Consider the following 13,123-nt stretch of genomic DNA (forward strand, 5'->3'; position numbering starts at 1 on the left):
CATTGAGGAGACCTGCCATCATGCCGACCCCGTATTCCCGCATGGGAGCCGCCAGCGGCCGCTCCCGACGCCCTCTCGACAGGACAAACGTATGACCCACGCAGCCATCCCCCCCCTGCAAGAAGGCCCCTCGAAGGGACTCGACCAGATCACGCTGCTCAGTCACGACGACCGTCTCAAGGGCCGCCCGCGTCTGTGCAGCGATTGCGGACTCTGCGATAGCGCGTTGAAACCGTCGATGTTGCAGGCGTGCATGTTTGTCGACAACCGGACCCAGGCGATCGAGCAACGTCTCCACGGACGCAATCGCCAGCCCAACGACGAACTGCGCTTCGGCATTTATCGCGCCCAATATGCCGCGCGGATGCGCCGACCCAACCCCCAGGCCCAATGGAGCGGCATCGTGACGGCGCTCGGCGCGCGCCTGCTCGAACAGGGCAAGGTCGAGGCGGTCATCGCCACCGGCGCCGCGCCCGGCACCCGTTTCAAGGCCCAGCCGATCCTGGCACGCACCCCGGCGGAGGTCTTGGCCACCGCCGGCAACAAGCCCTGTCTCTCGCCCAATCTGAGCCTGCTCGACCGCGTGCGCGAACAGGGCATCAAGCGGCTTGCCTTCATTGGCACCGGCTGTCAGGTTCACGCGCTGCGGGCGGTCGAGGCGGAGCTTGGGCTGGAGCGACTCGATGTGATCGGCATTCCGTGCAGCGATAATGTCGCCTACGAGGATCTGACCTATTTTCTGAGTCAGGTTTCGCGCTCGCCCGAGACCGTCGTCCATCATGAATTCATGCAGGATTTCAGCCTCTGGATGCGTCATGAAGACGGCCATGTCGAGCGTCTCAACTTCATCGACTTCCCGATGGACAAACTGCATGGGATCTTCCCCTCGGCCTGTCTCTCCTGCTTCGATTATCCCAACACGCTCAGCGATCTGACCGTCGGTTACATGGGCGCGGAACTCGGCTGGCAGTGGGTGCTGGCGCGCACCGAACGCGGCGAGGAACTGTTCGAGCTGATGCGTCCCGAGCTGGAGATTGGTGTCCTGACCGAGCGGGGCGACCGTCGACGCGGCATGCCGCGCTTCATGGAGCGGCTCACGCATCCGCCCGGCGCCAAGCGCCCGCCCTTCCTGATCCGCAAACTGGTCGCGATGCTGCAACGCAAAAAAGGTCCGGGAGGGCTGGAATTCGCGCGCGCGGTGATCGAAATGAAGCTGTTGCGCAACCTCAATTATGTGCGCGGCAAATTCGCGCGGTTGGAGCCGCGGGTGGTGCCTTACCACGTCTACGAGACGCTCGAACCCTATGCCGAACCCTATCGCGAGACCTTTGGGCGACCACTGGCGGCGGTGGCGGATGAGTCATAAGGCAGATTCCGTCTCCAGGAATCGACCCATGAAACCGCGCCCAAGGCGCTATACGCCGTTTTCAGTCATCAGTCAGCTTGGTACACATGCGGGGCCTTCGGAGAAAATGCAGTTTAAATGATTAAAAAAATTGAAAATTTAAACTGCGTCAACGCCGACGCCGGTTGGCGCGGGCGAGGCCGAGTCGATACGCGAGCGGCGCATGTCATGCCGGACGCAGTTTAACCATGCTGAGTTATCTTCATGGCTTTCATGCCGGCAATCATGCCGATATCCTGAAGCACGCGGTACTGACGCTGCTGCTGGAGGCGTTGCTGGTCAAGCCTAAGTCGCTTGTGTATCTGGATTCTCATGCCGGCTCCGGGGTCTATGACCTGACGGGCGAGCAGGCCCGCAAGACGGATGAGAGCGCGGATGGAATCGGTCGACTGTGGGCGCGACGGGAGTCGTTTCCCGAACTGGCGCGCTATTTCGACGCCATCGCGGCGCTCAATCCGGGCGGCGGGTACGCGCGCTATCCGGGATCGCCGCAGCTCGCGCGGCACGGTCTGCGCGCGGATGACCGGTTGATCCTGATGGAGTTGCACAAGGCTGAAGTCCAGACGCTGCGTCATGCGCTAGGCAGCGATCCACGAGTCAACATCCATCATCGCGACGGTTTCGAGGGACTGACCGCGCTTCTGCCGCCCAAACCGCCGCGCGGTCTGGTGCTGATCGACCCGCCCTATGAGATCAAGACCGATGTTGACCGGGTCGCGGCCTGTCTCGCCGCCGCGCACGCACGCTGGCCGGCCGGGAGCTATGCGATCTGGTATCCGCGTCTGGGGGTTCAACGCGACCAGGCCGATCGGTTACTGCGGAAGCTGTCGCGCGAGATTCCGGAGTTCCTGGTCGCCGAACTGGCGGTGCGTCCGCAAGCGGACGACTTCGGCATGCACGGCTCGGGGATGGCCATCGTGAACCCGCCCTGGCGCTTCGAGGAACGGCTCGCAACCTTGTTGCCAAGACTCGCGGACGTACTCGCGTTGGAGCCAATCCAATCAGGAAGAGCGACAGGATGGCGGCTGGAATGGCTGCGTCGATCAGCCTAACGACTCAGGACTCCTCGCCATCCGAGGACACGGCGGGGATCTCGTCGTCCGGGTTCAGATGTTCGACATTCAGCAGATGCACCCGGCGGCTGTCGGCGCGCATCACGGTGAAGCGAAAGCGGTCAAGCTCCACCGACTCGCCACGCTTCGGCAGATGGCCGAGCGCATTCACCACCAGGCCGCCGATGGTATCGAACTCCGCGTCCGGGAAGTCGCTGCCAAAGTATTCGTTGAAATCCTCGATCGTGGTGCGGGCCTTGGCGCTGAACTCGTTCTTGTCGCGCCGAAAGATGCCGGAACCCTCGTCATAATCGTGCTCGTCATCGATCTCGCCAACGATCTGCTCCAGCACATCCTCGATGGTGACCAGACCGGCGGCGCTGCCATATTCGTCGACCACGATCGCCATATGGTTGCGGCTGGCCCGGAATTCCTTGAGCAGGACATTGAGCCGCTTGCTGTCGGGGACGAACACGGCGGAGCGCAGGAGGTCACGGATGTTGAAGGCGCGGCGTCCATTCTCGACGCAGAAGGTCAGAAGATCCTTGGCCAGCAGGATGCCGACCACCTCGCCCTTGTCGTCGCCGGTGACCGGAAAGCGGGAATGGGCCGATTTGACGGCAATCTGGAGGATTTTTTCCAATGGGTCGTCGCGCCGTAGCGAGACCATTTCAGCGCGCGGAACCATGATGTCGCGCACCCGCAGGTCAGAGACCTGCAAGACCCCTTCGATCATGCTCAGGGCGTCCGTGTCCAACAGATCCCGTTGTCGCGCATCCTTCAGCAACTCGATGAGTTGCTCCTTGTCCTGTGGTTCGCCCCCCAGCATCTGGCCAATTCGTTCAATCCAGTTGCGTGAACGCGAACCCTCGCTAGATCGATCGCTGGTCATGAGTGGTTACCGAGTCTCCAGGTCTGGCTGATATTCATAGGGTGGCGGGAATCCTAACCCGCCCAGGATGTTCGTTTCCAGAGTTTCCATCGCGTCGGCCTCAGCCTCGTCAAGATGATCGTAATCAAGCAGATGCAGCACGCCATGGACGACCATGTGCGCCCAATGCGCATGCGCTTCCTTGCCCTGTTCCAGCGCCTCGCGGCGCACCACCTCGGCGCAGATCACCAGATCGCCGAGCAGGTCGCGGATGGCGTCATCCGGATCCAGGCCCGGCGGAAGCTCGAACGGAAAGGAGAGGACATTGGTCGGTCGGTCGAGACCGCGATACTGTCGATTCAGCGCCGCGCCTTCGTCCGGGTCCACGATGCGAATCGTCAACTCCGCGCGCTCGCGACGGCCGTCGAGCGCGGCCAGCGTCCAGCGTTCGAACTGAGGCAACGAAGGCAGCTCGGGGGCATCCGTCGCCAGTTGTAGATCGAGTTCCAGGTGTACGGGCATTTTTTCAGTTGGCAGTTGGCAGGTGTCAGGTGTCAGGTGTCAGGTGTCAGGTGTCAGCCAGGATGCTGTGGAGGCCGCGACGGGGGGAGGTTCTCATAGGTCTCGTAGGCATTGACGATGCGCTGGACCAGCGTATGACGCACTACGTCGCGGGCGCTGAAGAAGGTGAAGCTGATGCCGTTGACATCCTTGAGAATCTCGACCGCCTGACGCAGGCCGGAGGGTTGGCCGCGCGGCAGGTCGACCTGGGTCACGTCGCCGGTGATCACGGCCGTCGAGCCAAAACCGATGCGGGTCAGGAACATCTTCATCTGCTCGGGCGTGGTGTTCTGGGCCTCGTCGAGGATGATGAACGAATCGTTCAGCGTGCGACCGCGCATGAACGCCAGCGGCGCGACCTCGATGACATTGCGTTCGAGCAGCTTGGTGACTTTCTCGAATCCCAGCATCTCGAACAGCGCGTCATAGAGCGGGCGCAGATAGGGATCGATCTTCTGGGCCAGGTCGCCGGGCAGGAAGCCGAGCCGCTCGCCCGCCTCCACCGCCGGGCGCACCAGCAGCAGACGCCGGACCCGATCGGACTCCAGCGCCTCGACCGCGCAGGCGACCGCCAGATAGGTCTTGCCGGTGCCGGCGGGACCGACGCCGAAGTTGATATCGTGCTTGAGGATGGCGTGCAGATATTCCTGCTGGTTCGCGCCGCGTGCCCGGATGAGACCGCGCCTGGTCTTGATGACGACCTCCGGCAGGCGGTCCTCGACCTGTTCCAGCAGCGCGTCCGCCCCGGATTCCTGGAGCGCGAGGTGGATGGTTTCGGGCGTCAGCACGCCCCGTTCGGTCTCTTCGTAGAGATGGCGCAGGAGTTGTTCTCCAAGTCGCACGGATTCATTCTCGCCGATCAGCCGGAAAGCGAAGCCGCGATTGTTGATCTCGATGCCGAGACGGCGCTCCAATTGGCGCAGATGTTGATCGAACTGGCCGCAGAGGTTCGCGAGGCGCGTATTGTCCTCGGGCTCCAGTTCCAGATCCAGCGTGTGCGGTTGAGTCGTCAAGCGGGATGGGGCGTCAGGCGGCCACGCAGTGAATTAGGCAGTGCTTCGGTGATGGTCAGGTCGACGAAATCGCCGATCAAGTCGGTCGGTCCCTCGAAATTGACCACGCGATTGTTCTCGGTCCGCCCGGCGAGTTGGTTCGGGTCTTTACGCGATGGTCGTTCCACGAGCACGCGCTGGACCGTCCCGACCATCTGGCGGCTGATGTGCTGGGCGTTGCGGTTAATACGCTGCTGCAGGCGTTCCAGACGCGCTTTTTTCTCGTCCAGCGACACCGCGTCCGGGTAGTCCGCGGCGGGCGTGCCGGGACGGCGGCTGTAGAGGAAGCTGTAGCTCTGATCGAAGCCGAGATCCTCCACCAGCGCCAGGGTCGCGGCGAAATCTTCCTCGGTCTCGCCCGGAAAGCCGACGATGAAATCGGACGAAAGATGGATACCGGGACGCGCCTGCCGAAGCCGCTGAATTTTGGCCCGATAGTCCGCTGCCGTGTGACCGCGCTTCATGGCGGCCAGGATACGATCCGAGCCGGACTGCACCGGCAGATGCAGAAAGCTGACCAGTTCGGGCACTTCCGCGAAGACTTCGATCAGGCTGTCCGAGAATTCGCACGGATGGCTGGTGGTGAAGCGAATGCGGTCGATCCCGTCGATGGCGGCGACATAGCGGATCAGCAGGGCCAGGTCAGCCGTCTCGCCGTCCGAATCGGAGAGCAGGCCGCGATAGGCGTTGACGTTCTGTCCCAGCAAGTTGACCTCGCGCACGCCCTGCTCGGCCAGCCCCGCGACCTCGGCGATCACGTCATCGAAGGGGAGGCTGATCTCCTCGCCACGGGTATAGGGCACGACGCTATAGGTGCAGTTCGTGGAGCAGCCCTCCATCACCGAGACGAAGGCCGTCGGTCCCTCGGCGCGCGCCGCCGGCAGACAGTCAAACTTTTCGATCTCCGGGAAGGAGACATCCACCTGCGGCAGCCGTTCAGCCTTCAGATCCTTCAGCATCTGGGGCAGCCGGTGCAGGGTCTGCGGACCGAAAACCAGATCCACATAGGGTGCCCGTTCGCGGATCGCGGCCCCTTCCTGACTCGCCACGCAACCGCCGACGCCGATCACCAGATCCGGGCGCGCGACCTTCCAGGGGCGCCAGCGCCCGAGTTGAGAGAAGACCTTTTCCTGCGCCTTCTCGCGGATGGAGCAGGTATTGAGCAGCAGAACGTCGGCGTCCTCGGGGTGCTCCGTCAGTTCCAGTCCGGCGGACACGCGCAGTAGTTCCGCGATCCGGGCGGAATCGTACTCGTTCATCTGACAACCGTAGGTCTGGATATAGAGCTTGCGATGCATGGGAGGATGCTGGAACGGGCGAACGATCGCGATGACTTGTTCGCTCTGAAAGATGGGGGCGCGGAGGCGGTCTACAACCCAGTGAGTCGGGAGGAGGTCACGAATACCGCCGCATGACAATGGTTGCAGCGTAACCGAACGAATTCGGACTTTGCAACCGCCGCATGGATGCGCGCCCATCCTCTCCGCGTCGCCAGCCGACATCGCGTATATTCTCGGGAGCGAGCGGACTAGACCCAACACATCGGCGGCCCGCACATGGCGGGACAAGACGCAACGAACCTAACGCAGGAAATGCCTTATGAACACCTCGTTGAATCAGGATGACCTGCCTCATTACCGCGAGGAAGACTACCGCCAATGGGAAGGCGACTGGGAGTTGATTCACGGGATCCCCTATGCGATGGCGCCCTCGCCCGTGAAACTTCATCAGAAATTAACCCTCGCCATCGGCAATGCATTGCTTACGACTCTCGACGACTGTCCCGATTGCGAGGTGTTACTGGAGACCGACTGGGTCGTTAAACCGGACACAATCTTCCGGCCGGACGTGGCGCTGGTGTGCCATGACGACAACCCGAGACATATCGCCAGGGCACCTGAAATCGTCTTTGAGGTCATCAGTCCATCCACGGCAAAACGGGACGAGGGGCTGAAGCGGCGCGAGTATGAAGAGGCTGGCGTCAAGTATTATGTGTTGATCTACCCGGATACACTGCTCGCAAAACTCTATCGCCAAGATGGCAGCGTCTTTCGCAAAGTCGCCGAGTGCGAGACGGAACGCTTTGAATTCGAGGGTCTGCCCTGCCGGGTAGCGGTGGATTTCGCGACGGTGTTTCGACGATTTCGATGAGACCTGTCGTTCGGGAGGCGATACGAAAAAAACACGGAAAGGCAATACTTCGCAAGTCACGATAGCGGCTCAGAGTAAGAATGCAGCTGCTCGATTCTATTGATGCAGATCAATCAATCCGTATTCGAAGGATGAAACCGCCGCGCTGCGCCGGTAGGGAAAAAGCGATAAAAATCAATTTTTCCACGATTTGAAAACACCCTGTCGATCCGCCACTTCCCATGGCAAGCCTTTGAAATCCTTCCATCTCCGCGCGTCACGGCGACTCGATGCACCGCCATCGGGCCGACTTCATTTCGCCTCTGGTCACATCATCTAGTCGGAGCTACACTTGCCAACCACAAGATATAGTGCTTCCGCCCAATATTGGTTTTTCCCTCGCAGATCGCAGAAGGGTCTGAATTTGGACGAAAAACCGCCCATAGACCATTTCAAGAAACCCTAGAGGCCCCACGATGGGAACCGAGACGAACTTTCCGACCCTGCCCACCCGCGTACTCAAGCGCGACGGGGTCGAGGTTCGCTTCGACGCCGCCAAGATCGAGTCGGCAATCCTGCGCGCGGGTCAGGCCAGTGGCGAGTTCGGTCCTTTAGAGGCCGGATTGTTGACGGCTCAGGTCATCAAAGTGCTGGCTCACCGCTTTAGCAACGGGCGCCTGCCGGATATCGAGGGCATTCAGGACGTGGTGGAACAGACGCTGATCAGCGCCAACCACTTTGTTACCGCCCGTTCCTATATCGTCTATCGCGAGCAGCATCACAAATTGCGCGCCGACCGCCGCACGCTGGTCGATGTCGGCGCCTCCATCAACGAGTATCTGGACCGCTCGGACTGGCGGGTCGCGGCCAACGCCAACCAAGGCTATTCGCTGGGCGGGCTGATCCTCAACACCTCGGGTAAGATGATCGCCAACTACTGGCTGAATCATGTGTATCCACCCGAAATCGGCCAGGCCCACCGCGACGGCGACTACCATATCCATGACCTGGACATGCTCGCCGGCTATTGTGCCGGCTGGTCGCTGCGCACCCTGCTCAACGAGGGTCTGAACGGGGTGCCGGGCAAGGTCGAGGCGGGACCGCCCAAGCACATGTCCTCGGCCATCGGGCAGATCGTCAACTTTCTCGGTACGCTACAAAACGAGTGGGCTGGCGCCCAGGCGTTTTCGAGCTTCGACACCTATATGGCACCGTTCGTCCGCATCGACGGGCTGGATTATCGCCATGTCAAGCAGGCGATTCAGGAACTCATCTATAACCTGAACGTGCCGTCGCGGTGGGGGTGTCAATGCGTCGACGCGGAGACCGAGTGCCTGACCGAGCACGGCTGGAGACGCCATGACCAGATCCTGCCCGGCGAGAAGATCGCAACCTTCGATTGGCGTAACAACCGTCTGGAATATCTCGAACCGCTGGCGCTGAATGCCTACGACTTCGACGGCGACATGTACGTGCTGCGCAACCGCACGCAGGAACAGTGGATCACACCGGGCCACAAGGTCTTGCGCAAGGTCTTCAACTCCGAGAACCGCTGGGTACTGGAAGACATCGAACAGGTTGCCCAACTCAAGTCCCCGATCATCGTCCCCAATGCCTGGGAGACCACGTCCACGGCCGAGATCGACGATCGGATTGTGATGCTGCTGGCCTGGGTGGTGGCGGAAGGCAATTTCGATTTCCATGCCGATCGGCGGCGGGTCAGTGTCTTCCAGTCGAGCGGCCACGCGGAGAACGCCGCCGAGATCGAGTGGCTGCTGCATGAACTCGGCTTCAGCTTCCATCTCTGGGAGCAGACCGGAACCTATGCCAATTTCCCCGTCTATCGCTATCGGCTGAACCAGGAAGGCAGTGAGTTCGTTCTGAGCTACACGGAACGGAAATGCGTGCCCGACATCATCAGAACCCTGTCCGCCCGCCAGATCCGTCTCTTTCTGGACACCTATATCAAGGGCGATGGCAGTATCGACCCCAGCGGGCGCATCCGGATCTACACCAATGATCGCGACAATCTCGACGCGCTCCAGGAACTCTGTGTGCTCGGGGGTTACGGAAGCAGTGTCTATACGCGCAAGGATTCGGGCGTTCATGTCCTGAACCTGATTCGCAACCGCGAGACCTATATCCAGCTCATCGAGCGCCGTCCTTACCAGGGTAAAGTCTGGTGTCCGACGACTCGCAACGGCACATTTGTCGCGCGTCGTCACGGTAAGACCTTCATCACCGGCAACACCCCCTTCACCAATCTGACCTTCGACTGGGTCTGCCCCGAGGATCTGCGCGAACAGGTGCCGGTGATCGCGGGCGTGGAGCAGTCATTTACCTATGGCGACCTTCAGGTCGAAATGGACCTGATCAACCGCGCCTATATCGAGGTGATGACCGAGGGCGACGCGAAGGGCCGCATCTTCACCTTCCCGATCCCGACCTACAACATCACCCACGATTTCCCCTGGGAGAGCGAAAACGCGGATCATCTCTTTGAAATGACTGCAAAATATGGCCTCCCCTATTTTCAAAATTTCTTGAACTCCGAACTGACCCCGAACATGGTCCGTTCCATGTGCTGCCGGTTGCAACTGGACCTGCGTGAACTGCTCAAACGCGGCAACGGGCTGTTCGGTTCGGCGGAGCAGACCGGATCGCTCGGCGTGGTCACGATCAACTGCGCGCGGCTCGGCTTCACCCAGCGTGGCGACGAGCCGGGGCTGCTGGCGCGGCTCGACGAACTTCTGAACCTGGCGCGCAACAGCCTGGAGATCAAGCGCAAGATCATCCAGCGTCACATGGACGCGGGGCTCTTCCCCTACACCAAACGCTATCTTGGCACCCTGCGAAATCATTTTTCGACCATCGGCGTGAACGGGATCAACGAGATGATCCGCAACTTCACCAACGATGCCGAGGACATCACGACCACGCGCGGCCATCAGATGGCCTGCCGTCTGCTGGACCACGTTCGCCTGCGCATGGTGGAGTTTCAGGAGGCTACCGGGAGCATGTACAACCTGGAGGCCACGCCCGCCGAGGGGACAACCTACCGCTTCGCGCGAGAGGATCAGAAGTGTTTTCCCGGCATCCTCCAGGCGGGCACCGCCGAGACGCCCTACTACACCAACAGTTCGCAACTGCCAGTGGGCTATACGGACGACCCCTTCGAGGCGCTCGCCATGCAGGAGGCGTTGCAGAGCAAGTACACCGGCGGCACCGTGCTGCATCTTTATATGAGCGAACAGATCTCCTCGACGGAAGCTTGCAAGCGCCTGGTGCGCCGCTCGCTGGAGAATTTCCGTCTGCCCTATATCACGGTCACACCCGTGTTCTCGATCTGCCCCAAACACGGTTACATCGCTGGCGAACATCCTTTCTGCCCGATCTGCGATCAGGAAGTCATCGCCCGCAAGCAGGCCGAACATGATCGCGCCGTCACCGAGCGCAAAGACTCGGCACGAACCAGCGCCGATTGAACCAATCTAATGATTTGTTAGGAGAGCAATCCAATGAACGACACCCGCATCGAACTCAAGACCGAGGAACGCACCCCTTGCGAAGTGTGGACCCGTGTCATGGGTTATCACCGCCCGGTTTCCGCGTTCAACAATGGCAAGCGTGCCGAGCATGCGGAGCGTTGTTATTTCTCGGAGCAACCGCAAGCCGCGCCGCGCCGCGTGGATCAGTTGGCGGCTTAAACCGCGTTCGGAATGAATGCGGCTTTAGCGTCAAACCCGAGTCCTTCTCGGGCAGACCAGGCTCACGTCATGCATCGCCCTTCCAACCGCCAACCGCCACTCGACGCCCCAGAGATGGGGCGGAAGATCGAGCCGGCGACCAAGGATGCCGCATCCCTGCGAATCGGCGGACTGACCCGGCTGACAACGATCGACTACCCGGGTGAGCTGGCCGCCGTGCTCTTCTGTCAGGGCTGTCCCTGGCGCTGTCGTTACTGCCATAACCGGGATCTGCTCGATCCCGACGCGGACACCATGATGCATTGGCGCGAGGCGATCCAGTTCCTGACCCAGCGACGGGGACTGCTCGATGCGGTGGTGTTCAGCGGCGGAGAACCGACCGCTCAACAGGCACTCCCGGCCGCGATGTCCGAGGCGCGAGGGCTGGGCTTCAAGATCGGGTTACATACGAGCGGGGCCTATCCGAAGCGCTTGCGGCGTCTGCTGCCCCTGCTGGATTGGGTGGGACTGGACATCAAGGCGCTCTCCGAGGACTATGACCGGATCACGGGGGTCGATGGTTCGGGTAAACCGGCCTGGAAAAGTCTGTCGCTGCTGCTGGAGTCGGGGATTGCGCTGGAGATCCGCACCACCGTGATGCCCGACTGGACACCGCCGAAGGTCGCCGCCATCGCGCATGCCCTCGCGGATGCTGGCGTGAAAGACTATACCTTACAGGGCTGCGACATCCATCACGCACTGCATCGAAATCTCCCCGAGATCCGCTTTCCGCTACGGAAACTTGCCGGACAGATCGAAACCGGGCGTTTTGCGAGCTTCTCGCTCCGCGAGGTCTGAACCGAAACGGCGTCCGGAAGGACATGCATTGCCGAGAGCCTTGGCAGCCTGACAATGCATGTCATACCGGGCGTGGTTTAAAATAAAGGGGGGTGTCCAGCTCAGTGCGGTAGGCACAAAATATAGGGATGCTGAAACCGCTTCCTGCATCCGCGCTCCAGGCTGGTCGCGATTACCCGCGTAACGATGCCGAGTTGTGCGCATGGTTTCCCGATGACGACGCCTGTCTCGATGATCTTGAGTGGCTGCGCTGGCCAGAGGAATTTGTTTGCCCGCGCTGCGGTGCCACCAAGAGTTGGCGCATGAGTGACGGACGGTTTTGGTGTGAACGCTGTCGGCGCCGCGTGTCGGTGACCACTGGGACGATTTTCCACGGCACGCGCACACCACTGACGGTTTGGTTCGTGGTGGCCTGGTCCATGACCTCGGCGAAGAACGGCGTTTCGGCAAAGACGCTCCAGCGTTTGCTGGGGTTCGGTTCCTACCAGACGATCTGGGCGATGCTGCACCGCTTCCGCACGGCGATGGTTCGTCCAGACCGTGAGCGCCTGAGCGGCGAGGTTGACGTCGATGAGACTCTGGTTGGCGGCGAAGAGCATGGCGGCAAGCGGGGACGCGGCGCGGGACGCAAAGCGCTGGTTGCGGTTGCCGTCGAAATGCGCTCTCCCAAAGGCTTCGGGCGCGTCCGCATGCACACCATGGCTGACGCATCGGGAGCGAGTTTGGTGCCATTTGTCTGCGCGACAGTGGTTCATGGGGCAACCGTGTTGACGGATGGCTGGGGTGGATACAACGATCTCGCGACGCACGGATATCTCCATCCGCGAACCATCGTCTCCGACACGGGCGATCCGGCGCATGTCTCCATGCCGGGCGTTCACCGGGTTGCGGCGTTGCTCAAGCGATGGCTGCTCGGGACTCACCAGGGGGCCGTTGAGTCAGATCATCGGCAAGCCTACCTGGATGAATTCACGTTTCGCTTCAATCGGCGGCATTCCGCATCGCGTGGCTTGCTCTTCCGTCGGCTTCTCGAACAAGCCGTTCAAACCGGTCCCATGACGTACCGTGCGCTGGTCGCAAATCCAGCCCCAAGACCGATTCCACCGCGCTTGCACCCCGCGCATCAGGTGTGCCCTCCGTCGCTTGCCGTCACCTCGTCGGCCCGCCCATGGCGTCATCACAACCAATAGGGGTTACCGCACTGAGCTGGACACCCCCCATTCAGTATAGATGGACGTTGAAAAAAGGACGTTGTTTTTGGACGGACAACAGGGCGATTTCTGACCATGGCGCCGATGGCGAACGACTGTCCAAGAATCCTTGGTTTGCTGGACGGCGGCGACAGTGGCAATCAATCCTGGCCCGAGACGATGGAATGCAGTCCTGGACGGTGAAATGCAGGCTCAGTGGCAGATAATCCTGGCCTGAAGGGTCGTGAGTTGCAATTAATTCTGGCCCAAAATCGCGTCAAATGCAGGCCCGGCAGTTTTCAAATGCAAGTCGCTACA

Annotated in this window: 11 protein-coding genes; 7 read left to right on the forward strand and 4 right to left on the reverse strand. The window is 61.1% G+C overall.

Going from position 1 to position 13,123, the window contains the following annotated elements:
* The first annotated feature begins 91 nt into the window (after window positions 1-91).
* Both QZY07_RS24335 and rlmJ read left to right on the forward strand, forming a co-directional pair.
* Complete coding sequence (locus QZY07_RS24335) at window positions 92-1,366, forward strand: Coenzyme F420 hydrogenase/dehydrogenase, beta subunit C-terminal domain (protein ID WP_295408514.1); 1,275 nt, start codon at window positions 92-94, stop codon at window positions 1,364-1,366.
* 227 nt (window positions 1,367-1,593) lie between these two features.
* Window positions 1,594-2,457, forward strand: a complete 864-nt coding sequence (rlmJ, locus tag QZY07_RS24340; protein WP_295408517.1) for a 23S rRNA (adenine(2030)-N(6))-methyltransferase RlmJ — start codon at window positions 1,594-1,596, stop codon at window positions 2,455-2,457.
* Window positions 2,458-2,461: 4 nt separating this feature from the next.
* Here rlmJ and QZY07_RS24345 read toward each other — a convergent pair whose 3' ends face one another.
* Genes QZY07_RS24345 through miaB form a run of 4 tightly spaced genes read right to left on the reverse strand, consistent with a single transcriptional unit; the run spans window position 2,462 to window position 6,239 of the window.
* A complete protein-coding gene (locus QZY07_RS24345; RefSeq protein WP_295408519.1) occupies window positions 2,462-3,349 on the reverse strand; it encodes a transporter associated domain-containing protein in 888 nt (295 codons plus the stop codon).
* A gap of 6 nt (window positions 3,350-3,355) precedes the next feature.
* A complete protein-coding gene (gene ybeY / locus QZY07_RS24350) occupies window positions 3,356-3,850 on the reverse strand; it encodes an rRNA maturation RNase YbeY (RefSeq protein WP_295408521.1) in 495 nt (164 codons plus the stop codon).
* Window positions 3,851-3,903: 53 nt separating this feature from the next.
* The gene (locus QZY07_RS24355; RefSeq protein ID WP_295408523.1) at window positions 3,904-4,902 is read right to left on the reverse strand and encodes a PhoH family protein; all 999 of its coding nucleotides are present in this window, start codon (window positions 4,900-4,902) and stop codon (window positions 3,904-3,906) included.
* Window positions 4,899-6,239, reverse strand: a complete 1,341-nt coding sequence (gene miaB, locus QZY07_RS24360; RefSeq protein ID WP_295408525.1) for a tRNA (N6-isopentenyl adenosine(37)-C2)-methylthiotransferase MiaB — start codon at window positions 6,237-6,239, stop codon at window positions 4,899-4,901. Before miaB ends, QZY07_RS24355 begins: the two co-directional genes overlap by 4 nt.
* Before the next feature lie 301 nt (window positions 6,240-6,540).
* Between miaB and QZY07_RS24365 the strand changes: the two genes are divergently transcribed.
* The 5 genes from QZY07_RS24365 to QZY07_RS24385 all read left to right on the forward strand — a co-directional run bounded on the left by QZY07_RS24365 (window position 6,541) and on the right by QZY07_RS24385 (window position 12,805).
* Complete coding sequence (locus QZY07_RS24365; RefSeq protein ID WP_295408527.1) at window positions 6,541-7,092, forward strand: Uma2 family endonuclease; 552 nt, start codon at window positions 6,541-6,543, stop codon at window positions 7,090-7,092.
* A gap of 455 nt (window positions 7,093-7,547) precedes the next feature.
* The gene (locus QZY07_RS24370) at window positions 7,548-10,556 is read left to right on the forward strand and encodes a ribonucleoside triphosphate reductase (RefSeq protein ID WP_295408528.1); all 3,009 of its coding nucleotides are present in this window, start codon (window positions 7,548-7,550) and stop codon (window positions 10,554-10,556) included.
* A 33-nt stretch (window positions 10,557-10,589) separates the two neighbouring features.
* Entirely contained in the window at window positions 10,590-10,778 is a 189-nt protein-coding gene (gene nrdD / locus QZY07_RS24375; RefSeq protein ID WP_295408530.1) for an anaerobic ribonucleoside-triphosphate reductase, read from the forward strand.
* Between the two features lie 114 nt (window positions 10,779-10,892).
* Entirely contained in the window at window positions 10,893-11,615 is a 723-nt protein-coding gene (locus QZY07_RS24380; RefSeq protein ID WP_295408536.1) for an anaerobic ribonucleoside-triphosphate reductase activating protein, read from the forward strand.
* A gap of 128 nt (window positions 11,616-11,743) precedes the next feature.
* On the forward strand, window positions 11,744-12,805 hold the full coding sequence (locus tag QZY07_RS24385) for an IS1595 family transposase (RefSeq protein ID WP_295408532.1): 1,062 nt from the start codon (window positions 11,744-11,746) through the stop codon (window positions 12,803-12,805).
* Window positions 12,806-13,123 lie beyond the last annotated feature (318 nt).

This window comes from uncultured Thiocystis sp. (assembly GCF_903866365.1).
Classification (GTDB): Bacteria; Pseudomonadota; Gammaproteobacteria; order Chromatiales; family Chromatiaceae; genus Chromatium.